The sequence below is a fragment of the Levilactobacillus zymae genome (assembly GCF_032190635.1).
In the GTDB taxonomy this organism is placed as follows: Bacteria; Bacillota; Bacilli; order Lactobacillales; family Lactobacillaceae; genus Levilactobacillus; species Levilactobacillus zymae_A.
Genome location: NZ_JAVLAS010000001.1, coordinates 208,457 through 229,699 on the forward strand (window position 1 = coordinate 208,457; position 21,243 = coordinate 229,699).

Below are 21,243 nucleotides of genomic sequence, written 5' to 3' on the forward strand. Positions count from 1 at the left end.
GTCCTCCCCCTATTGATTACGCCAAAAGTCTTCGAGCTGCCAGCGTCGATTCAGCCAGGCCAGCTCATCGTTAAACCAGGATGCAATATCCGGTTGACTAAACGCCGCCCCAAACGTCGGATTATCCGGTCGGAATCGCTTGGGAAAGGCAGTCTGATCCTGGGCCAAGCTGAGACCGTGGGGCCCATGATCATAGATGGTTGCGCGCACCGAGACCCCCGCTCGGTTTAACGCCCGCAGATAAGTCAACGTATTTTCTACGGGGACCAACTCGTCCGTCTGGGTGGCCCAGATAAAGGTCGGTGGGTTCTGCGCCGTCACGACCTGATCGGCCTCATGAGTCGGCCAATCGCCGACCACCGCTTGAACGAGTCGCGGATCGTCGGGCCAACCGAACCGCAACCCAATCACGGAATAGGCCAACGCCAACGCGTTAACCCGTAGTTCCGCGGTTGGACAGCCCACCTGATACGCGATATCGTCCGTCATCCAAAGCCCCGCGTACAGCGCGCCGAGATAGCCGCCGGCGGAAAATCCCGCCAATACCAGGTGCTCCGGCGAGATGTGATAAGCCGCCGCGTGATGCCGAAAATGCTGCACCACCAACCCGATCTGCCATAAGGCCGTGGGTAAGACGGCCCCCTGGTCAATCAACCGGTAATGCACGACAACCGCCGCAAATCCCTGGGCGGCATAGGCCAAAGCGATGGGTTCTTGTTCTCGTTGTGAGTGAAAGGTGAAGCCACCCCCGGGCAGAATGATTGCCAAGGGGCGCGTCACGTCTTGATGAAAGTCCGCAATGGTTGCCGGTTGGTACAGCGTGATTTGGACGGTGAGTCGGCCCTGACCTAACGTTTTAGTTGTCACTTGCATGGGCCTAATCCTCCGTTTCTAAGTCGTCCTTATCCTTATCCGCCGCCTTGTCCTTAGTCGCTTCTACCGTCGGCGTCACCGGGACTTCCGGCGTTGCCGTCGGCGTGTCGGCCTGGTCAGCTTCGACCTTGGCCGCAGCCGCCCGGACGGCCGAGGCCACTTCCTTTTCGTTTAACTTATAGAACTGGAGAATGGCGACGATGGCTAAAGCCAAGACCACGGGTAACCAGATAAAGCTGGTGCTGATGGCCGTGATTGCCTTGGCGCCCTGAACCTTCGCGTCGGCGTTAAAACCGCCCCACGATAAGATCCAACCGGCCAAAGCGCCACCGAGACCCATCCCTAACTTCGCCCCCACCATGGGCACGGAGGACAGGATCCCGGGTTCATCAATGTGCATTTCGGACCGGGCATATTCAACCGTATCCGCGATCATCACGAAGGAGATCGAGAAGGCCGCCCCCATCGCAATCGTTGCAACCACCGTTCCGATGAACAGGAAGGCCACGCCCAGGGGCATCAAGGCTTCCCCGATAGCGAAGGTTGCCAGCGATACAATCATCACGTTCCGGTGCTTCATGAATTTGCTGAGTAGGGGCACGGAGAGGTTCCCCAAAACGGCCACAATAATCAGCCCGTTAAAGGCCCCCACCAGGTCGGCCCGCCGGTAAACGTAGGTTAAATAGTAGACGGCCGTTTGCATCCGAATCACCCAAAAGGTCTGTAATAGGATGAAGCAGATACTGAGAATCACCCACGGCTTGTTCTTAATCGCCCCTTTGAGCGAGTCCTTCACGGATAAGTGGCTCTGCAGTTGGACGCCTTCCGCCTCGGCTTCCTCGACTGGAAGTTCGTCATTTTCTTCTAGGTTCCAGAAGGCCAACGTAAACAGGCCCATGATCACCAGCCCGATGATGACGGCCCACACGGACCAGCCCAGTTGACTGTTCCCGTTCCCCAACTTAGCGACCATTGGTAAGGAGATGGCCCCAATCACGGCCGTCCCGATGTTGGTCATCACCATCCGGGCACTAGCTAGATTCGTCCGTTCGTCCGGGTCGTTCGTCAGTGCGGGAAGGATCGCCGTGATTGGCGTATTCGCCCCCGAATAGACCAGGCTAAACAACGTGTAAACAATCGAAATCCAGGTCAGTTGAAAGACCTTGCTCCCCCCAAAAGACGGGTTGAAGAACAAGAGCATGGTCAACAGCCCCAACGGGATCCCGAACCACAGGAAATAGGGTCGCGACTTCCCGTACTTGGAATGCGTATGGTCGATCAGGTACCCGAAGAACAACCCGTCAAAGGCGTCAATCACCCGAACCACCAAGAATAACGTCCCCACGAAAGCGGGCGAAATCTTTAACACCGTGGTGTAGTAGAACAGTAAGTACAGACCCACAATCTGCCAAATTAGGTTTCCGGCCATATCGGTAGCCCCGTAAGAAACCCGCTGCTTCCATAAATGCCAATTCTTCATGATGAAACCTCCCCCAATTAGTTTAAATGCGGCTAGTTATTTCCTTAAATGTAATCGCTTTCATAAATTAAGCATATCCATCTAGGGCGAATTGTGTAATCCCGTTATTTCACCACCCGCTTACCTTTTCTAACATTGCCTTAAATTTAACCGATGACTAGTTCAGCCGCAAACCTTTCGTCTTTCCGCTAACCTTAATGGTTAATAGCCGAACCAACTGTGGCCCTAAGGTTTGTTCCAATGAACACCGCTCAGTGACCGTCCGACTTAGGGGTTAAGGCCGTTACGTGCGGTCTTGATGTATTTTAGTTAGTAACGTCAATAACCTGTCTAAGTAGCGATCCGTTAACCTACTGGACCAAGGACTATCGGCGACCGCACCGTGTCCCCGTGGCGGCCAACCTGCGCAGTAAAAAAACGAGTCTGGACAAAAGTCCCAGACTCGTTGGTGTCGCCAAATATTGGGTGTTGAACCGTGCGTCCAACGGCAACTGGTTCCGCGCTCGCCGTGGCGACCTAGCGAATCGCCCCGTGGTAGGCAAACTGATCGGTGGTTGGCTCCCGTAAGAAGGCCTTGACCTGTGAAAGGTTCTGGAGGACGGCCACCGCCGACTTCGCCAGCATCACGTTAAAGGTCTCCCCGTCGCGCAAGGTTTCGGCATAGTACGCCACCGGAATCTCCCGACCAAAGGCCATCCCCGTTTCCCAGATGGTCCCGGTATCGTTATCGTCAATGGCGGCCAACACCAGCTTAGCGGCCTTCAGATGAACCGTATTGTCGATGAAGACCGCCTCGCGATCGGCATCCGTGGCGTCCGGTGTCAGATCGATTCCGTCTAAGCGCGGTGAATAATAGCTAATCTGCAGGTCGTCCATCAGGGCTTCCAACCGGGCCAACCGTTCCGGTTCCCCCGCACTAAACCAAGGTCCCGCCAAGTAAACTTGCGGGTGTTGCGTGACTAATCGTGTCATGGCTCCACACTCCTTTTCTCGTTAGGTCGAGTGTACCGAACCAGTGCCCACGTGACTAGCCCCAGATAACCGGCATTGACCGTTGACGATGGCTAAACCGCACCACCGTGAGATGACTTGGTTTTCCCCTGACTTTCGCGTAAACTGAAGCTAATTCAGACAGAAAGCGAAGGGACGTTCATGGCAAATTACATTCAAGAAATTCGTGCGTTGGTGGGCCACAAACCGATCATCCTTAACGCCGCGGGAGGCGTCCTCCTCAACGATCAGCAACAGGTCCTGTTAAACCTGCGGACCGACACCCATAATTGGAGTTTACCTGGCGGGTACTTAGAATACGGCGAGACTTACGCCCAGGCCATGGTGCGCGAATATAAGGAAGATAGCGGCATCGACGTAAAAATCGTTAAGTCGCTCGGGGTCTTTGACCAAGGGGAGACCCGCTACCCTAACGGCGACGTCACCCAGGTGATTTGCCAGCTTTACCTGGTTGCGCCCATCGGCGGCCACACGCTCGAGCACGCCACCGACGAAACGTTGGACCTGAAATACTTCGACTTCGATCAATTGCCACCCCTGTTAAACGACCAGACGGCGGAAATGCTGGCCGCCGCGCAACAACAGCTGCGCTAAGTTCCGTCAGTTAACTACGCCTCACCAAAAGCGGTAGCGAAACACCCCACCCGGGAAATTTCGCTACCGCTTGGTGTCCTTCAGGTCATGTGGCCGATTCTTCATCCTGCGCCGTTGCTACGGGACGTTGAAACCCTAGCACCCTAGTTGGGAAGGTCTGCCGTTCCGCCACGTACTCCCCTGCCTGGACCAGCTGAGCGCCCTGGCGAGTATAGAAACGTAGCGCCGAATGGTTGCTGGCTAGGCAATCGGCGGTCCAGCCCGACCAATCGGCCACCCGGGCTTGCCACAAACGGTACCCCACACCCCGTTGCTGGCGTGCCGGATCGACGTACAGGCCGTAGACTTCCTGTGGATACGTGTCATTTATGGCTGGGTGGCTGCGCTGCGGTCCCCCAGCAATAAAGCCCAGAATCACCTGATTGTCTTCGGCAACCAGGACCCCGTCTGTCTGGTAACGTTGCTGCCACAGCTTCTGTCGTTGGGCGTAACTATGTTGGGCCACCACCGTTTGGGGTAACTTACCAGCATAGGCGACCCGCCAACTGGTCACGTGAATTCGGGCAATCGCCGCAACGTCTTGAGCCGTTGCTTCTCGAATCTCCATCTAGGTTCCCACCTTTCTTAGTCGTGCCCAGTGTACCTTCTTCGTCCGCCCAGGAGAAGCTTTTAGCTCCAACTTTTCGTTCCGGTTCCCCGCGTTCGTGGTATTCTAGTAACCAAACTATTGATTTAGGGAGGTTTCACTTATGAGTCTAAAGTACATCAAACGCGCCACCCCAGCGAACTTACCGGCCATCATGGCCATCATCGACCACGCCAAGGCCATGCTCAAGGCCGACGGGAGTCCGCAGTGGCAGGACGGTTATCCGGACGAAACCACCCTCCGTCGCGACATCGCCGCCCAAAATTGCTGGGTGCTCATCGTCGACGATCAGGTCGCTGGGACGGCAACTACCATCGTGGCCGACGATCCGAACTACCGCGAAATCACCGGGGGCCACTGGGCCAATACGGTAGATCCCTACATGACCATTCACCGCATTGCGATTGGTCCCGCCTTTGCCGGTCAGCACCTCAGTTCGGTCTTTCTCTCGAACCTGGTCAGCCAGTATTACCAACAAGGCATCCGGAACTTCCGGATCGACACCCACGCGTTAAACCAACGGATGCAGGGATTAGCCACCAGCTTCGGCTACCAGCACCGCGGTAAAATCTACGTGGACGAACCGGCCGCCAATCACGAGGACAACGCGCGTCTCGCGTACGAACTGAACCTTTGAATTTAGGTCAATGCACCACCAGGTCTGGGACTAAACGCCCGGACTTTTTTGGTCTCACCAAATAGCTGGTGCCGCAACGTGCGCCCCCCAATGTTTGATTGCGTTTAAACTCATCAGGAAAAATAAAGATGCATAACTGTATATCCCTTTCCATGATAACTTTTTCAATCCACGTATAAATCGTTTTCATCAATCGCAATTATCGGCTTTTCGCTTAAAAAAACGTTTTCTCCCCGAAACAGCGTTACACATTAGCCAGATTGGCCAGCCAATATTTTAATTGTTTGATTGATTATGCGGTATAATGGTCGCAAATATTTATACCTTAAAAGTTTATAGAAAAGGGGACCTTAATGTATATGTATCGTTTTTTTGTCCAACCCCAAGTGAATGCGATGACGCAAAAGCTGATGGGTTACGAGCTTCTATTGCGGTCGTATTGTCATGATTATTGGGAAACACCGACCAATTTTGACGCTATCCCGATGGAACAACAAGTCTCACTCTCCTATCAAGAAATCGTCAACATCTTTCGGGATCACCGGGACAATCCAACGATTTCATTCAACCTCAACCGTAAACAATTTACCGATAAGTTGACGATTGGTAACCTGATCCATCTCACCAAGTCCGTCAAGGGACTCAACCTGGTCATTGAACTAACCGAAGCCCCCACACTCGAGGAACTTCAAAAGTACGTGGCCATTTACCGTGCATTTGGGATCAAACTCAGTCTCGACGATGTCGGTACCGATAATCCCTGGGGCCAACGAACTCAGGAAATCATGCCGTTTATGGACACCATCAAGTTTGCCATGCAGAACTTCCGGCTACAACACCGGCAAGACGAACTGCTGGATAGCTTAAAGACCTGGCGCAAGATTGCCGATCTCTACCAGCTAGACTTTATTCTGGAAGGCATCGAAGATAAGCAAGACGGAATCTTAGCCCAAGAATATAACGCACAGATGGCCCAAGGCTACTACTACAGTAAACCGATTCCCTACAACGCAGAATTAGCATAACTTAAACTCCCTGATGACCCAGTTGGTATCAGAGAGTTTATTTTTTTGCGCAAAAATAATCTGGGGGTGGTAGTGGTTTGGTCAATGTCGCATTTCCCTGGTTTGAAAATCATCGGCTGGTTTAACCACTCCCGTGAATTTCCGGAACGGTCTTGGCGGGGCTTACCCCGGCACTTTTTTCGACCCTGAAAACGAATTAGCCGGAGATGACCCCTTAACCATTCTTGGGGCTCTGTGACAAACCCGATAGGCAAAGAATCAAAAATGAGCTACCATATATAGTATTAGCTACCGCCGGTCACACAAATCGTTGTGTGACGACGGCTATTTTGACAGAAAAGTGGGGATTGCATGCAGACGACTTCAACGGATGTTTTAGACCAATTACGAGGACTGCCGGTCATCAAACGCGGCGGCACCCAGACCAAATTCCATCCCTATAAATTAAATTTCGTGCTTTCACAACTAGCACTCGACGCCGATCAGCAACACGCTGTCAAGCAGGCCCTGGTGGACCATTACCAGACGGCCAAACGAATCGACACACGCGACCTCCGCGCGACGTTACTGCTGGTTTTTGAGCAGCTCAACCTGGCACCAGCAGCCAAACGTTACCAGGACGTCTTCACCACCCAAAAACGCCGGTTTGCCGAAGCCACTAACGTTCAGGCACGGATCGAAAAACTCTTCAACCGCGACGATAGCGTGGTTCACGAAAATGCGAATAAGGACAGCAACGTGTTCAACACCCAACGTGACTTGGAAGCCGGGGCGGCTAACCGGGCGTTGGGCCTACAGATGCTCCCCGACCTGGTGGCTAAGGCCCACCTGCGTGGCGACATCCACTGGCACGACCTGGACTATTCCCCGGTCACGCCGGAAACCAACTGTTGTCTGATCGACTTCGACGGCATGTTTGCCAACGGTTATAAGATTGGGAACGCCGAGGTCGAAACGCCTAACTCGATTCAGACCGCCACGGCGCAGATGTCGCAGATCATCGCCAACGTGGCCTCCCTGCAATACGGCGGTTGCTCGGCCAACCGGGTCGACCAACTCTTGGCTCCCTACGCCGAAAAGAACTACCGCAAGCACCTCGCCGATGCCGAGAAGTGGGTGGCCGCCGAGAAACGGGACGACTACGCGCGTAGCAAGACCAAGAAGGACATCTACGACGCCATGCAGGCGCTGGAATACGAAATCAATACCTTGTACTCCTCCCAGGGTCAAACGCCGTTCACCACGGTTAATTTTGGTCTGGGGACCAGCTGGATCGAACGGGCCATCCAACGATCAATTTTAGAGATCCGCATCAAGGGACTGGGCCGCGAACACCGCACGGCCATCTTCCCCAAGCTGATTTTCACCCTGAAACGCGGGCTGAACCTAGCACCCGGCGACCCCAACTACGATATCAAGGCCCTGGCCATCGAATGTTCGACCAAGCGGATGTACCCCGACCTGTTGATGTACGACAAGATCAAGGAACTCACCGGCAGCTTCAAGACGCCGATGGGGTGTCGGTCCTTTCTGCAAGGTTGGCGCGACGAGAATGGCCAAGAAGTTAACTCCGGGCGGATGAACTTAGGCGTGGTCACGGTCAACCTGCCGCGAATTGCGTTAGCCGCGCACGGCGATCAACGTCTCTTCTGGGAAATCTTCGAAGAACGCATGGCTACCTGTCACCAAGCCCTAGCTTACCGCATCGAACGGACCAAGCAGGCCCGCCCGGAAAACGCCCCACTACTGTACATGTACGGTGCCTTTGGCAAGCGGCTGCAGGCCGGCGACTCGGTCGACGAGCTCTTTAAGAACCAGCGGGCCACCATCTCACTGGGCTATATCGGCATCTACGAGGTCTGCACCACCTTCTTCGGGCCGAATTGGGAGAACAATCCCGACGCGCGGGCCTTTGGTGAAAAGGTGGTCCGGGCCATGCGCGAAAAGTGCAACGCCTGGGCGCAGGCCAGCGGTTACCACTACAGCCTCTATTCGACGCCGGCCGAATCGTTGACCGACACCTTCTGCCGCGACGACATCGCCACATTTGGCCGCATCGCCGACATCACGGACAAGGAATACTACACCAATAGTTTCCACTACGACGTCCGCAAGCACCCCACGCCATTTGATAAGCTGGGCCTAGAAGAGGTCTATCCCCAGTACGCTTCCGGGGGCTTCATTCACTATTGCGAATACCCGAACCTGCGTCAAAACCCCAAAGCCCTCGAAGCCGTGTGGGACTGGGCTTACGACCACGTGGGTTACTTAGGAACCAACACGGCGATCGACCAATGCTTCAAGTGTGGGTTCAAGGGTGAATTCACGGCCACGGCCCGCGGCTTCGTCTGCCCGCAATGTGGCAACCACGATCCCAAGTTCTGTGACGTGGTCAAGCGGACCTGCGGCTACCTGGGCAACCCCCAACAACGGCCGATGGTTCACGGACGGCACGTGGAAATCGCGTCCCGTCGCAAAAATATGTCTCCGGAGATGATTAAACATGCCGCAACCTACGAAAAAGCCAAACAATCCGATGCCCAAAGAATGGTTAGCCGCGAACTTAAGTGAGCAATACGTCGCGGATTACAAGGCCTTTAACTTCGTAGATGGTGAAGGCGTCCGCTGCAGTCTCTACCTCAGCGGCTGCCCCTTCCATTGTCCGGGCTGTTACAACGTGGCGGCGCAAAACTTCCACTACGGTCAACCCTACTCGCAAGACCTGGAAGACCAGATCATTGAAGACCTCAGCCAGGATTACGTCCAGGGCTTAACCTTACTGGGCGGTGAACCCTTCCTCAACACCCAGGTCGCCATTCGCATCTGCGAACGCGTCCGCCAAGAATTCGGCCACACCAAGGATATCTGGTCCTGGTCGGGGTACTACTGGGACGAACTGTTAAAGGATTCTGACGACAAATTAAAGCTCCTGTCGCTAATCGACATCCTGGTCGACGGGCGTTTTCTGGAAACTGAGAAAGATCTCAGTCTGCAATTCCGAGGCAGCTCCAACCAACGCATCATCAACGTCCCCCAGTCGTTACAGACCGGCGACGTGGTGTTGTGGGATAAATTAGTGCATTAATCCTGCTTACTCGCACGTATCCAGTTTATAAACATTAACGTCTAAATGGCCATTATTCCAAGTTTAGGAATAATGGCCATTTTTGCTTTAACCGCAACCAGTTATTTTCGAAAGTAATTGTTGAGATTCCATTCACCAGATGTGTAATCAATCATGTGTTTAGTAGATGGATTGACTTATTAATCACAACCAACTATGCTTAACCTGCGTTTTACGGGATTATCCGGTCTGGCTAACCGTGTCGTCCCACCTGGTTTGTATTGTCGCCGTCCAGCTACTCAATGAAGGAGTGTCCTCATGTCTCAATCTCATATCTTGCTAGTTATCGCCAGTGCCCTATTGGTGGCTCCCGCGTTTCCCGTGACTACCGCTAATGCTGCCACGACCCATAAAGGGATGCCCAAGGCCCTATTGGGAAAGTTCAAACGGCATACCAAGTTCCAAACCATTAAGGGTAAAACCTACGAATATGCCCGCCTTTATTGGGGCAAGAAGCACGGTTTTGCTAGCGGCTCAACCTATGCCGATACATACTACAGCCATGTTAGATACTACAAATCATTAGGTCACAAAACCTATAAATTATATTACAACGAACCCATCACCGGTAAACACCAAACGATCTACGTTCGCCGTTTCAATGCTAATAAAGTGGGGGTTAAAGGCCACTGTGCACGGTCATTATTATACTTACAACAGTCGCAAACCCGTCCTCAACTATAATTATAACTGGATTGGGTAGTTTAATTATTAATTAACCCACCCAGCACCCCATCGCTAATATTAATTAGTGTTTTTTAATAAATATCTTCATCCATTACTTCTATGTATAGCCCTGCTTTTAGCAGTTATCTCTTTAAAAAATTAGAATTTTCTGGTTGACAAGTCCCGTTCCTCAGGCTATTGTTAGAGTCACATTAGAAAAACAGATAACTAAAGCAACGCCAGGAAGAGTAGTCGTTTCCGCTAAGCAAAGAGACCACCGGTAGCTGAGAAGGTGGCTTACAACTTAACGACGAAGATGAGCCTGGCTGGCAGAATGCGCGGTGCAAGCCGCCATTTCGACTTGTGGCCCGTTAACGCCACCGACTTTTGGCAACAGAAGTTACGGAGATGTTGAATGTGAGTTCAACGTGAAATTAGGTGGTACCGCGAGTAATCGTCCTTATGTAATCAAACATAAGGACGATTTTTTAGTTTTCTAGAGGAGATGGCGTTCATGCAACATAAGGGAATTTATTTAGGATTATCCACACTCGCACTACTCACGCTGGCTGGTTGTGGGGCCAAGTCCAGCAGCAACGGTGGCAACGCCAAGTACGCCGCTAAACAGGAATTGAATTGGACCGTTAGCTCCGAATTAGCCGCTAACGACATCCCCAAGGCCACCGATACCCTGAGTTTCACGGTCTTACAGAACACCCAAGAAGGGCTGTACCGCTTGAACAAATCTGGGACCCCCAAGAACGCGTTAGCCACCAGTACCAAGGTCACTAACGGCGGCAAGACCTACACCTTCAACCTGCGCAAGAACGCCAAGTGGTCCAACGGCCAACCCGTTACGGCCAAGGACTTCGTCTATTCCTGGCAACGCACGTTAGCGCCGAAGACCGCTTCGCAAGACGCTTTTTACCTCTATCAGGTCAAGAATGCCGAAGCCGTCAACAAGGGCAAGAAACCGTTGAGTTCACTAGGCATCAAAGCCGATGGCAACTACAAGCTGACCGTCAACCTGACCAAGCCCGTGTCCTACTTCAAGAAGTTATTGGCCTGGCCGCTCTTCTACCCGGTCAACCAAAAGGCCGTCGCCAAGTACGGCAAGGCTTACGGAACCACGGCCGACAAGACGGTCTACAACGGCCCCTTCCGTCTGACCAAGTGGAACGGGACCAGCAAGTCCTGGACGTTGGCGAAGAACCCCACCTACTGGGATAAAGCCGCGGTTCACCTGACCAAGATCAACGAACAGGTCACCGAAAGCACTACGACCAGCTACAACCTTTTCAACTCGAAGAAAACCGACGAGACGTTACTTAACGGCCAACAGGTCAAGAACAACAAGAACAACGAAAACTTCGTTAAGCGCCTGCCAACCGGGTCGCAACGCCTGGACTTGAACGAAAAGAAGGTCAAGGCCTTCAAGAACGTCAACGTTCGTAAAGCCTTCTCTGCGGCCATCGACCGAAACCAACTGGTTAAGGACGTGTTACAAGATGGTTCCGTAGCCTCCAAGGGCTTCGTCCCCGCCGGCATGGGCAATAACCCCAAGACCGGGGAAGCCTTCAACCAAGAGGCCAGCGTGAATTCTGCCGTCTCCTACAACCTCAAAAAGGCCAAGCAACTCTTAGCCAAGGGCTACAAGGAATCCGGCACCAAGTCGATCAACGCCACGTTGTCCGTGTCCGACACCGACTCCAGTAAACAAGTCGCCGAATTTGTCCAAAGCGCCCTGGAAAAGTTACCGGGCGTCAAGATCAGCATCAAGACGGTACCATTCGTCCAGCTGATCACCCAGCAAAATAACGGCAACTACGAGTTGACCTTTAGTGGTTGGCAATCCGTGTTCGCCGACCCGATCAACTTCCTGGACGTCTTCGAAAGTAACTCCAGCTACAACACCACGGGCTGGAAGAACAGCCAGTACGACCAGTTATTGGACCAAGCCGAAAACCAAGACGGGAACCAACCAAGCAAGCGGTGGACCAAGTTAGTCGCCGCCGAAAAGGTCTTGATGAACGACCAAGGCACGATTCCGCTGTACCAACAAGCCCAATCACAACTGTTGCGGAAGAACGTCAAGAACGTGATTTACAACCCCGCTGGTGTGCCTTATGACTTCAAACTGACTTACATTGCTAAATAACAAATAGACACGACCCAAAAACGACCTGCAGATTCTTTTGCAGATCGTTTTTTACTAGTAATTAAGTGATAGTCTCAGCTCAAGAAGTAAATATTAAACATTACTCTGTCTACCATTACTAGTTTTCAAGTACGTTAACTCCCCAAAATGGTATGTATTTAATAAATTTTCTTCCAGCGCTAGGATCATACGGTTTAATCAGCTTAGCATCTACTGCATTACTAATTGCTTTAGATATAGCAGAGCTATCATTTGAAGTTAATCGAAACCGCTCACGTAAAGACGAATTATTAATTTGCTGATCGGCCACATATTTTAAACAAGCATGCCAATAAATAGACTGATTCTTCTCTGTAGCAGACATTTCATTAAATTTCTTTTTTTCACGTAGAGTGACTACCGTTGATTCTGCTGATTGAGCTTTTATATTCATTGCAGGCAGGTCATTTTCTTCCAATGCATTAACGACCTTATCAATCCCAGTTCCTCGTGATTCTACAATGTGTAACCGTCCTAATAAATTTGCTAATTCATCATTTCTAGATTTAGGTTTGAAATCTAAAAACCGTCGTGGATCAATTAACGGTGTACCTGGATTTGAAATTTCAACTCGAGAATCAAATATTTCTACAAAAGGACGACTTCCTGTTATCGTAAAATCCTGATGAACTAGCGCATTTGCAACTAATTCCCTAATAGCAATTTGTGGAAACATGGGAATATCCTTTCGCGACCCCATCGAATAATCTTCAGTATATGGTAAATGTATCATAATAGATTTAATGAGATTATCAAAACTTACCGCGATCCCCATAACGCCAATTTTATCAAAAATAGCATTACTTAGAGGTTGATTACCGGCATATCGTGTAATTCTGATTGTACGTGCCTGCAGTTTAGGAAAACGTTTCATATTCTTAGCTAAGGTATATGCACCTAAGTTAGTAATATTAAACCTCATTCCATTTTGGACAATAATACCATCGTCAACAAGACAATTGATAATTAAACTTTGATTACCTTTCTCTAGGTTTAATTGGCTGGTGTAGTAATCTATCGCCGGTAAATCCTCTACGTCTTCGTACGATAAATCAACACACGCAAATTCCAACTCAAATTTAGAAGATTCGAACGACTGCCATAGCCGACGCTCCTTTTCTGGAAATTTATCTAAGGGTTGATTTGAAGTTCCAATTCTAATAAATTCTTTTCCCGCATAACTAATTGGTTTAGACACGTGGCTCACATCAATTGTCAAAACAACAATTTTCTTACTATTAATTTCCAGTCTATCCCAAGTTAGATTTAATGTTGGATTGGTCATTACCTCAACTTTATTAATTAACGGTTGATTACTTTTCGAAGATGCTTTGGTTAGATAAGGATCAAAAGACGTCCCTACAATTTCTTTAGTCATATCTCTAACGCCCCAAATGACGTACGCTGCTGGATTATTTGTTAATAAAGCCGAGTTTCCTAAAGCAGATACATACTTTCCAATCTCATCCGCTCGATGTAAAGCGTTTTCCTTAAAATCAAGTATCTCTGATTCATCATGTGCCTAAATTAAATTAAGCAACTGGTTTTCTAACATATTCAATCCTTTCTTTTTCCTTCTAAAAACACAAAGGTTCTAAAACCATACGTACCAAGGGATCTCTTTTTTCTCAATTAAATATCTTCAATTCTCATCATTAATCAATCTTGTCACCAAAGACATTTTCTGACCAATTTTTTGATACATAGATCTGGGTTGAACCCATTTTCTTAATTGATTTTGTTAAAGCCCGCTGCTCATCAATACTATTTGTTCGCCACAGTCCTGCATTACAAAATCCGACAAACCTTACATTTCTGCTTTTTAGATATTCATACACTTTTTGAACTAATTTAACACGATCCTCAGCGGTCACTGTTGGTGCAAAGACAAAGAATTCGTCGATAATTGCGACTTGTGTCATTTCTAAATCAAATTTATCAACCATTGCACTAGCTACCAACTCTAAATCTCCGGATTCTGAGTCTGCAACATCTACAAAATCGTTCATGGTGGTATCAACCATAAACACTCTAGCTTCAGCCAAGGTCACTTCTTTATCCCCGACAAAGCCATTAATTTTTACCTGTTCCATAAAAACTTTTTCAAATTCGTCATTTTTATAAAAATCTCCTGTAAAGGTGAGGTAATCTAATGCTTCACGAAAATCATTATCTGAAATTGAAAGCATATGACTAGATACATACGAATCAATAGTAGTTGGCTGTGGCAACTGTAGTTCAAAGGGAAATCCATTTTCCCGCAAACTTGCTTTTAAAAACATTTTTATAGCGTCATTAGTTGTCGTTCCTATTTCACCGAATATTTTATCCGCTCTATTTTTTAAATCATCTTCGACTCGAACCTGTATATTCTTCATTTATTAGAGTCTCCTTTTTCATATCATTCAAAGTCATTCTATATTCAATGATATTAAATGTCAATAAAAATAAAGCGTTAGTAGTGAAATTCTTCACACTAGCGCTTTGTTTTTACTTTTTTTCTTGAATAAATGTCTTACTCGGCTTGGCCGCACACTCGCCATGACAATAACACTGGGTATCGGTCAACATGCCACAACGACAGATCCCGTCCGCGTCCGCACAACCGCAGCCTTCGTGACAGGCCATCCCCTTGTGACAATAAGGATTCGTATCCGTCATCACCAGCGCCCTATTCCGTTAATTGACCGACTAAGGGAAGCTTGGTCAAGACGCCCTTGCCGTGTGGAGACTTTAGAATCGCCGCTGAGAGGTTCTTACCGGCCACGTTACCGTGGTGCTGGCCACCCTGCCACGCCTCAACGTTGGTCATGTCATAGACGTTACCATCAATAGCCACGTATGCCGGTTGGCCATTTTGCCCGTTAAATTGACTCAGTTCTTCCACCGTAAACGTTTTGTTTGCCATGTAACAACACTCCCATCTTATTTAGGTTTAGCATACCGAACAACCTAACCGAAAACAAGCCAGATGCATTCTTAGCACCGAAAAAGCGCCCCTCCTCAGGAAGGACGCCGGTTAACCTCGTTTAGAGTTGGCCCCAGGCCGCCGCCCCAATCGTTGGGAACAGGGGCACGAGCCGCTCGATTTCGCGTTCACCGTACTTAAAGGTGATGGCCGGTAGCAGCGTGTTGATCACGTCGGCGGCCTGAGCACTGACTTCCGTCGCCCCCACCAACCGGTGATCCTGATCAAAGATAAGGGTGTTATCCCCGCTCGTTTCCTGCCCAACTTGACGGTACCAGTCGTCCGGAATATGCTGCGACGCCAGTGTGTAAGCTGCTGGTTCGGTTTGGGCCTGCGCAACCGTCACCCCAACCTGCGCCAACCGTGGCGAGGTGAAGACCACCGTCGGGATCGGCGGGTAGTCGACGGCCGCCGTGGTCTCGCCCGCAAACAGGTGCATCAGGTACGTGGATTCGAAGATGGCCGTCGGCGTCAAGCGCGGTTGGCTCTTATCGATCACGTCACCGGACGCGTAGATGTTCGGGACGCTAGTCTGCAAGTGGTCGTTGACCTCGATACCGTTGGCGTTAACCGTCACCCCCACCGTTTCCAGGCCCAGATCGGCCGTGTTAGGCTCCCGGCCGGTCGCGTCCAAGATCCAGTCAGTAGTCAGCGTTTCGTTGGCGTCCGTGGTCACCACGTAATCGTCCGCCGCGTGGGTGACCTGCGTGACCGTAGTGTTGCGCAAGACGGTTACCCCGTGGTGTTGTAAATCCGTCAGAACCTGTTCCACATAAGGCTGGTGGAAGGCCCGTAAGGCTTGGTCGCCGTGCAAGACGATGGTGACGTCACTGCCCGCCGCGTTAGCGATGGTGGCTAGTTCCAGAGCAATGTAGCCGCCCCCGATGACCACCATCCGTTGCGGCATCGTAGCCAGATCCAGAAAGTCGGTGCTATCGTGGAGGAACTCGCCGCCCGGAATGTCCAACCGGTGGGGATGGAGCCCCGTAGCAATCACGATCTGATCGGTGGTGTAGGTCTGCTGGCCCACCTGAATCGTGTGAGCATCGACTAAGCGGCCGTAGCCGTGAATCAAGTCCACGCCACTCCCGGTCAGTAAGCCTGCGATCATGTCTGGTAAACCGTTAATCACATCACCTTTGTGGGCCATATTAGCATCCCAGTTCAGGTGCGTTTGTCCGGTCAAGACCGGATTCAACGCCGCGAGTTGACGTTGTAACGCGACCGGCGCGTCCAACGAAATCTTGGCGTTACACCCCCGGTTCGGACAGGTGCCCCCGACCTTGTCGGCTTCGATGACCCCGACCTTGACGCCCTTTTGGGCCAACGGAATCGCCCCGTCAAACGTGCCGTGCCCGCTTCCCAGATATAAGACGTCATATTGATACGCTTGCTTTGCCATGTTGTGGCCTCCCTAAATTGATTGTTAACAATTAAATTGTGTCCAATATATAAATTCATTCTACCCAGTCGCCGCCGGTCACGCAACCATTTTGCCCATCAAATTTTGGCTGAGAGACCTCCCTCTTACTTTACGGGGGTTAGGGCTTGCGGTCACGGAATTGGCCGCGTAAGATAACGTTAATTAACTTAGTCACCTAATGATTATTTAAGGAGGAATTCAGTTGTCCTATAGCATTCATGAGGTCGCCGAAAAATTAAACCTTTCAATCTATAGTATTCGCTACTACCACGACCACGGGATGTTGCCCTTCGTGGAACGCGACACTAATAACAACCGGGTCTTTCACGACATCGATATCGAGTGGTTACGCCTAATCATCTGTTTCCGCAATACGGGGATGCCCCTCGAACGCATCCAGCATTATCTGGACCTAGTTCAACAGGGCGACGAGACGATTCCCGAGCGCTATCAAATGATGAAAGTCCAACAGGAACGGACCGTTCAGGAATTGGCCGCCCTGAAAAATCACTTGGCTACCATTAACCACAAGGTCGCCCACTACCACGACGTTTTGACGCAGGGTAAGCCCGACACCTACGTGCCCACCGACTTACCGCAACCGCAACCGACGGATAATATCGCTTAGTGTTTATTATTAATAACAAATAAGCCTTAATTATTAATAAATAGAAATCGGTCACCACTCAGCTTACTGTGGTGACCGATTTTTTGCATTATTCAGAGTTAGTGCGCGCCCCAGGAGATTGCCCCCTGTTGGGCCAGAATCTGATCAATCGCGGTTAATTCGGCGGCCGTAAAGTCCAGGTGCTGTAAGGCCTGAACGTTGTCGACGATTTGTTCGGGCCGACTTGCTCCAATGAGGACGCTAGCGATCTCCGGTTCTCGTAAGTTCCAGGCCAACGCCATCTGGGCTAAGCTCTGCCCCCGGTTTTGCGCCAGTTCGTTTAACTGCTTGACGGTCTGCAACGTCTGATCGACCTGCGTCGGGTTCAAGAACGGAATCGTCCCCTTCTTGGCCCGGGAATCCGCGGGAATCCCGTTGAGGTACTTATCCGTCAAGAGCCCTTGCGACAGGGAACTGAAGCCGACCGCCGCCTTGTGCTCGCGCTTTAAGACCGGGAAGAGGTCGGTCTCCACGTCGCGGTTGAACATGTTGTAGCGCGGTTGGTGGATGATAAACGGCGTGTGCAGGTCGTTAAAGATCTTAGTAATCGCCGCCGTTTGGGCACCATTGTAGTTCGAGATACCCACGTACAGGGCCTTGCCCTGACGCACCAGTTGATCCAACGCCAACGCCGTTTCTTCAATGGCCGTGTTCGGGTCCGGTCGGTGGCTGTAGAAGATGTCAAAGTAGTCCAACCCGGTCCGTTTCAGGCTCTGGTTAGCGCTGGCAATGATGCTCTTGCGCGACCCCCAGTTACCGTACGGGCCCGGCCACATCACGTAACCGGCCTTGCTGGCAATCACCATCTGGTCGCGGTAGGCGTGCATGTCGCCGGCCATGATCCGACCGAAGTTTTCCTCCGCGCTCCCCGGTTTCGGCCCGTAGTTGTTGGCCAAATCGAAGTAGGTAATGCCTAAATCAAAGGCCTGGTGGATCATCGCCACCTGCGTGTCGAAGGGATCGACACTCCCAAAGTTGTTCCACAGTCCTAAACCAATCGCCGATAATTTTAAGCCGCTATCCCCCACCCGGTTATACACCATCTGTTGGTAGCGGTACTCGTCTGCCTGATACATGTTCACGGCCTCCTCATCTGTACATCGTGCCTTAAGGATACCGCTTTCATGCCCGGTACGGCAAACTCAATTTCGCCGTAATGGTCTACATCTTCTTCTCGAAGCCTTCCATGGGTGCCGCTTGGTTCTGGTAGTTCTGCGCGGTCGTTGGATCATCGGTAAAGTGCATCACCGAATAGAACGCCCCTTTCAGGTAGTCCTGCATGGCCCGCGGAATCTTTAATTCATCCATGGCACTCGGCGATAATTGGTACCGTAAGCTGGCTTCGTCTCCGGCCGCCACCTTTTGAACCCAGAGCGGTTCGCGAATCATTTCCCGACCCATGGCGACCAAATCGGTGCCCAGGGCCAAAACGGCTGCGGCATCCTGCGGCGTTTCGACGGACCCCACGCCCATCAACGGTTTTCGACCCGCCAATTGCCGACTAATCTTGGTCAGAATCGGCTCGTGGTCGGTCTTATCGTTGAGCGACGTGCGGTGCGCCGACCCCATCGACACGTGAACGTAATCCACCACGGAATCCCCCAGCATGTCGACAAACGCCAACGAGTCGGCCAAGCGAATCCCCGGCGTTTCGATTTCCTCGGGTGAGATCCGGTAGCCTAACAGGAACGGCCGGTCGGCGTACTGGTCGATTGCCGCGTGGGCACTGGCCATCACGGCCTTGGCGAAGGCCATCCGGTCGATCCCCCACTTGTCGGTCCGCCGGTTAGAGTTCGGGGAGAAGAACTGTTGTAACAAATAGGTGTTGGCGCCGTGGAGCTCGACGCCATCGAAACCGGCCACGATGGCCCGCCGCGTCGCATCCCCGAAGGCCGCAATGATGTCGTCAATTTCGGCGGTGCTCAACGCCCGGGGCTCCTGTGAATCGGCGGGAAAGGTCGCCGCTACCGCACTCGCACTGACCGGTTGGTGGCCCCGCAAAATCGAGTCGTTGGACTTCCGCCCGGCATGGAAGATCTGTAAGACCGCCTTGGTGCCGTTTTGCTTCATCGCGTGCGCCAACGCCGTTAAGCCGGGAATATCGCTATCGTTGGCGATCGACAGTTCCCCTTCAAAGCCCTTCCCACTAGCAATCACGTTGGCCACTTCACCAATGATTAGGCCTAAGCCGCCAGCCCGCGCACCGTAAAAGTCGATTTCATCGTTGGTCACGTGGCCGTCGTAGAAACTCGACATGGTGGTCGTGGGCGACATCGCCAAGCGGTTCTTTAGGGTCAAGCCATTTTTAAACGTATAAGGTTGCATAAATGCATAAGTCATTTCGATTCCTCCCGTTGACAGGTCAAGATTTGTTGTAAGATGGGGCGCAGACTCTCACCCGTCGGCGAAAGCCCCCACGCCCATTGTTCCACGTGAAACACAATCAGGTGTTGCCGCCATAGATGCCAGCACGCACGGGCCCCACAGCGACGCTCCTTGAGTGGTAACTGACACCACAGCGCCCGACTACTTTGCGGGCTCGTGGTTAGACTCAAGAGAATGCGCCACTGGGCGGGACACGTGATCAGGGTACGCACCACCCGTAAGCCAATTGGTTCGGTTGTCATCAGCCACCTCCTTGACCCTTAGTCTACCGGTTGACGTTCAGAAAAAAAGAAGGCACTTTAAAGTGCCCCAAAAGCTACGCCAACGCCACAGCCCCAAAACCTTTAGCTTGCGTAACCAATTAATTTCTACTAAAATAGATTAATCATTTAAACTAGATTTAGCGGCCCATCAGCGGGTACTTCGATCCCTGCGCACTAAAGCTTCCGGGCCACCGGGGACGGGAGAGTTCCCAACTTAGACCGCTGTGACACTTCGCTTAAAGGAAGGACGTTCCATGCAAGCTATTCAGGTTACCCATTACAATCGTCAACACTGGGTCGCGCTCAACGACGTTCCCGAACCCACCGTGGGGCCCACCGACATCTTGGTCGAGGTCCAGGCCGCCGGCGTTAACTTAAACGACGTTCGCTTCGCCACCGGGGTCGTGGCGCCAATTCTCCCTACCAAACTCCCTTTTACGTTAGGAAGCGAGGTCGCGGGAACCGTTTTAAAGGTGGGCGCTGATGTCACCACCTTTAGCGTGGGCCAAGCCGTGTACGCGCGCTTACCGCACGCCCAAATGGGGGCCTTCGCCGAACGCGTGGCGGTGGCGGCCGACTGTTGGGCCCCGATTCCCGCGGGACTAACCTTCGAACAGGCCGCCGCGGTCCCCTCGGCCGCCCTCGCCGCTTACCAGGCACTGACCGAGGAACTTTCCCTAAAGACCGGCGACCAGCTGTTTCTGCCTCACGGGGCCGATGGCTTTGGCCTGTTCGCCATCCCGTTTGCCCACAAACTCGGCATCCGGGTGACTACCAGCGCCAGTTCACAAGCCGTCACTAGCCTCAAAGCCTTGGGCGCCGAACGGGTGCTCGATGACCGCACCACCGACTTTGCCACCGAGCTACACGACTTTGACGCCGTCATCGATACGCAGGGCCGTAACGCCATCCCCGCCGAGCTAAAGATTTTACGCCGCCACGGGACCCTGGTCTCCCTAGCGGCCCTACCCAATTGGAAATTCGCTTGTCAGCAGGATTACTCGTTGCCCCGGCGGCTCATCTTTGGCGCCGCCGGACTAAACCTGACGCTCCAAGCCCACCGCCAACACAAGCAGTACCGCTTCATGTTGGTCCACGCCGACGGATCCCAACTCCGCCACATCAGTGACTGGATAGCCAACCTGCACCTGACGCCCACGGTGGCGGCGACCTATTCGCTGGAACAAACACAGGCCGCCCTCGACCAGGTGGCGACCCGTCAAACCACTGGCAAGGTGGTCATTACTCGTTAATCTTAAACGCCAAAGGCGCCCCGTCAGCTGA

Annotated in this window: 20 protein-coding genes; 9 read left to right on the top strand and 11 right to left on the bottom strand. The window is 51.8% G+C overall.

Going from position 1 to position 21,243, the window contains the following annotated elements:
- Positions 1–9: 9 nt before the first annotated feature.
- The 3 genes from RI501_RS00835 to RI501_RS00845 all read right to left on the bottom strand — a co-directional run bounded on the left by RI501_RS00835 (position 10) and on the right by RI501_RS00845 (position 3,325).
- Positions 10–873 (bottom strand): alpha/beta hydrolase, encoded by an 864-nt coding sequence (locus RI501_RS00835; RefSeq protein WP_313819914.1) that lies wholly within the window; start codon positions 871–873, stop codon positions 10–12.
- A gap of 4 nt (positions 874–877) precedes the next feature.
- Entirely contained in the window at positions 878–2,353 is a 1,476-nt protein-coding gene (locus tag RI501_RS00840; protein ID WP_313819915.1) for an MFS transporter, read from the bottom strand.
- A 516-nt stretch (positions 2,354–2,869) separates the two neighbouring features.
- A complete protein-coding gene (locus RI501_RS00845; protein ID WP_313819916.1) occupies positions 2,870–3,325 on the bottom strand; it encodes a nucleoside 2-deoxyribosyltransferase in 456 nt (151 codons plus the stop codon).
- A 180-nt stretch (positions 3,326–3,505) separates the two neighbouring features.
- On the opposite strand from RI501_RS00845, the gene RI501_RS00850 reads away from it, so the two are divergent.
- On the top strand, positions 3,506–3,958 hold the full coding sequence (locus RI501_RS00850) for an NUDIX hydrolase (protein WP_313819917.1): 453 nt from the start codon (positions 3,506–3,508) through the stop codon (positions 3,956–3,958).
- An 85-nt stretch (positions 3,959–4,043) separates the two neighbouring features.
- On the opposite strand, the gene RI501_RS00855 is transcribed toward RI501_RS00850, so the two are convergent.
- Positions 4,044–4,565, bottom strand: a complete 522-nt coding sequence (locus RI501_RS00855) for a GNAT family N-acetyltransferase (RefSeq protein WP_313819918.1) — start codon at positions 4,563–4,565, stop codon at positions 4,044–4,046.
- A 142-nt stretch (positions 4,566–4,707) separates the two neighbouring features.
- Here RI501_RS00855 and RI501_RS00860 point away from each other — a divergent pair, with 142 nt between their 5' ends.
- The 6 genes from RI501_RS00860 (at position 4,708) to RI501_RS00885 (ending at position 12,214) form a co-directional block, all read left to right on the top strand.
- Positions 4,708–5,241: a GNAT family N-acetyltransferase gene (locus tag RI501_RS00860; RefSeq protein ID WP_313819919.1), complete on the top strand. Its 534-nt coding sequence runs from the start codon at positions 4,708–4,710 to the stop codon at positions 5,239–5,241.
- A 359-nt stretch (positions 5,242–5,600) separates the two neighbouring features.
- Entirely contained in the window at positions 5,601–6,266 is a 666-nt protein-coding gene (locus RI501_RS00865; protein WP_313819920.1) for an EAL domain-containing protein, read from the top strand.
- A 351-nt stretch (positions 6,267–6,617) separates the two neighbouring features.
- Positions 6,618–8,837, top strand: coding sequence for an anaerobic ribonucleoside-triphosphate reductase (gene nrdD / locus RI501_RS00870; RefSeq protein WP_313819921.1), 2,220 nt, complete (start codon positions 6,618–6,620; stop codon positions 8,835–8,837).
- Entirely contained in the window at positions 8,770–9,351 is a 582-nt protein-coding gene (gene nrdG / locus RI501_RS00875; RefSeq protein ID WP_313819922.1) for an anaerobic ribonucleoside-triphosphate reductase activating protein, read from the top strand. Before nrdD ends, nrdG begins: the two co-directional genes overlap by 68 nt.
- Positions 9,352–9,648: 297 nt before the next feature.
- Positions 9,649–10,074 carry a hypothetical protein gene (locus RI501_RS00880; RefSeq protein WP_313819923.1) on the top strand — a complete coding sequence of 142 codons (426 nt, stop codon included), beginning with the start codon at positions 9,649–9,651 and terminating at the stop codon, positions 10,072–10,074.
- Positions 10,075–10,570: 496 nt separating this feature from the next.
- On the top strand, positions 10,571–12,214 hold the full coding sequence (locus tag RI501_RS00885) for a peptide ABC transporter substrate-binding protein (protein ID WP_313819924.1): 1,644 nt from the start codon (positions 10,571–10,573) through the stop codon (positions 12,212–12,214).
- 118 nt (positions 12,215–12,332) lie between these two features.
- On the opposite strand, the gene RI501_RS00890 is transcribed toward RI501_RS00885, so the two are convergent.
- The 4 genes from RI501_RS00890 to RI501_RS00905 all read right to left on the bottom strand — a co-directional run bounded on the left by RI501_RS00890 (position 12,333) and on the right by RI501_RS00905 (position 16,623).
- Entirely contained in the window at positions 12,333–13,757 is a 1,425-nt protein-coding gene (locus RI501_RS00890) for an ATP-binding protein (RefSeq protein WP_313823092.1), read from the bottom strand.
- A 151-nt stretch (positions 13,758–13,908) separates the two neighbouring features.
- Positions 13,909–14,631 carry a type II toxin-antitoxin system RelB/DinJ family antitoxin gene (locus RI501_RS00895; RefSeq protein WP_313819925.1) on the bottom strand — a complete coding sequence of 241 codons (723 nt, stop codon included), beginning with the start codon at positions 14,629–14,631 and terminating at the stop codon, positions 13,909–13,911.
- A gap of 293 nt (positions 14,632–14,924) precedes the next feature.
- The gene (locus RI501_RS00900) at positions 14,925–15,161 is read right to left on the bottom strand and encodes a cytochrome b5 domain-containing protein (protein ID WP_313819926.1); all 237 of its coding nucleotides are present in this window, start codon (positions 15,159–15,161) and stop codon (positions 14,925–14,927) included.
- A 121-nt stretch (positions 15,162–15,282) separates the two neighbouring features.
- Positions 15,283–16,623: a dihydrolipoyl dehydrogenase family protein gene (locus RI501_RS00905; protein ID WP_313819927.1), complete on the bottom strand. Its 1,341-nt coding sequence runs from the start codon at positions 16,621–16,623 to the stop codon at positions 15,283–15,285.
- A gap of 223 nt (positions 16,624–16,846) precedes the next feature.
- Here RI501_RS00905 and RI501_RS00910 point away from each other — a divergent pair, with 223 nt between their 5' ends.
- Positions 16,847–17,272 carry a MerR family transcriptional regulator gene (locus tag RI501_RS00910; RefSeq protein WP_313819928.1) on the top strand — a complete coding sequence of 142 codons (426 nt, stop codon included), beginning with the start codon at positions 16,847–16,849 and terminating at the stop codon, positions 17,270–17,272.
- Positions 17,273–17,370: 98 nt separating this feature from the next.
- Here the strand turns inward: RI501_RS00910 and RI501_RS00915 are convergent, their stop codons facing one another.
- From RI501_RS00915 to RI501_RS00925, 3 genes are all read right to left on the bottom strand, one after another.
- Positions 17,371–18,387, bottom strand: coding sequence for an aldo/keto reductase (locus tag RI501_RS00915; RefSeq protein WP_313819929.1), 1,017 nt, complete (start codon positions 18,385–18,387; stop codon positions 17,371–17,373).
- 85 nt (positions 18,388–18,472) lie between these two features.
- Positions 18,473–19,651, bottom strand: a complete 1,179-nt coding sequence (locus RI501_RS00920; RefSeq protein WP_313819930.1) for an NADH-dependent flavin oxidoreductase — start codon at positions 19,649–19,651, stop codon at positions 18,473–18,475.
- On the bottom strand, positions 19,648–19,938 hold the full coding sequence (locus RI501_RS00925) for a hypothetical protein (protein ID WP_313819931.1): 291 nt from the start codon (positions 19,936–19,938) through the stop codon (positions 19,648–19,650). The genes RI501_RS00920 and RI501_RS00925 overlap by 4 nt, the downstream gene beginning before the upstream one ends.
- Positions 19,939–20,213: 275 nt before the next feature.
- Here RI501_RS00925 and RI501_RS00930 point away from each other — a divergent pair, with 275 nt between their 5' ends.
- Positions 20,214–21,212: an NADP-dependent oxidoreductase gene (locus tag RI501_RS00930; protein ID WP_313819932.1), complete on the top strand. Its 999-nt coding sequence runs from the start codon at positions 20,214–20,216 to the stop codon at positions 21,210–21,212.
- The last annotated feature ends 31 nt before the right edge of the window (positions 21,213–21,243 follow it).

What these genes read in the sequence shown, in the direction of transcription:
- RI501_RS00880 (WP_313819923.1), top strand. Translation starts at nt 9,649, where the DNA reads ATGTCTCAATCTCATATCTTGCTAGTTATCGCCAGTGCCCTATTGGTG.
- RI501_RS00900 (WP_313819926.1), bottom strand. Translation starts at nt 15,161, where the DNA reads ATGGCAAACAAAACGTTTACGGTGGAAGAACTGAGTCAATTTAACGGG.
- nrdG (WP_313819922.1), top strand. Translation starts at nt 8,770, where the DNA reads ATGCCGCAACCTACGAAAAAGCCAAACAATCCGATGCCCAAAGAATGG.
- RI501_RS00905 (WP_313819927.1), bottom strand. Translation starts at nt 16,623, where the DNA reads ATGGCAAAGCAAGCGTATCAATATGACGTCTTATATCTGGGAAGCGGG.
- RI501_RS00850 (WP_313819917.1), top strand. Translation starts at nt 3,506, where the DNA reads ATGGCAAATTACATTCAAGAAATTCGTGCGTTGGTGGGCCACAAACCG.
- RI501_RS00845 (WP_313819916.1), bottom strand. Translation starts at nt 3,325, where the DNA reads ATGACACGATTAGTCACGCAACACCCGCAAGTTTACTTGGCGGGACCT.
- RI501_RS00840 (WP_313819915.1), bottom strand. Translation starts at nt 2,353, where the DNA reads ATGAAGAATTGGCATTTATGGAAGCAGCGGGTTTCTTACGGGGCTACC.
- RI501_RS00855 (WP_313819918.1), bottom strand. Translation starts at nt 4,565, where the DNA reads ATGGAGATTCGAGAAGCAACGGCTCAAGACGTTGCGGCGATTGCCCGA.
- RI501_RS00865 (WP_313819920.1), top strand. Translation starts at nt 5,601, where the DNA reads ATGTATCGTTTTTTTGTCCAACCCCAAGTGAATGCGATGACGCAAAAG.
- RI501_RS00885 (WP_313819924.1), top strand. Translation starts at nt 10,571, where the DNA reads ATGCAACATAAGGGAATTTATTTAGGATTATCCACACTCGCACTACTC.
- RI501_RS00915 (WP_313819929.1), bottom strand. Translation starts at nt 18,387, where the DNA reads ATGTATCAGGCAGACGAGTACCGCTACCAACAGATGGTGTATAACCGG.
- RI501_RS00860 (WP_313819919.1), top strand. Translation starts at nt 4,708, where the DNA reads ATGAGTCTAAAGTACATCAAACGCGCCACCCCAGCGAACTTACCGGCC.
- RI501_RS00925 (WP_313819931.1), bottom strand. Translation starts at nt 19,938, where the DNA reads ATGACAACCGAACCAATTGGCTTACGGGTGGTGCGTACCCTGATCACG.
- nrdD (WP_313819921.1), top strand. Translation starts at nt 6,618, where the DNA reads ATGCAGACGACTTCAACGGATGTTTTAGACCAATTACGAGGACTGCCG.
- RI501_RS00920 (WP_313819930.1), bottom strand. Translation starts at nt 19,651, where the DNA reads ATGACTTATGCATTTATGCAACCTTATACGTTTAAAAATGGCTTGACC.
- RI501_RS00895 (WP_313819925.1), bottom strand. Translation starts at nt 14,631, where the DNA reads ATGAAGAATATACAGGTTCGAGTCGAAGATGATTTAAAAAATAGAGCG.
- RI501_RS00835 (WP_313819914.1), bottom strand. Translation starts at nt 873, where the DNA reads ATGCAAGTGACAACTAAAACGTTAGGTCAGGGCCGACTCACCGTCCAA.
- RI501_RS00930 (WP_313819932.1), top strand. Translation starts at nt 20,214, where the DNA reads ATGCAAGCTATTCAGGTTACCCATTACAATCGTCAACACTGGGTCGCG.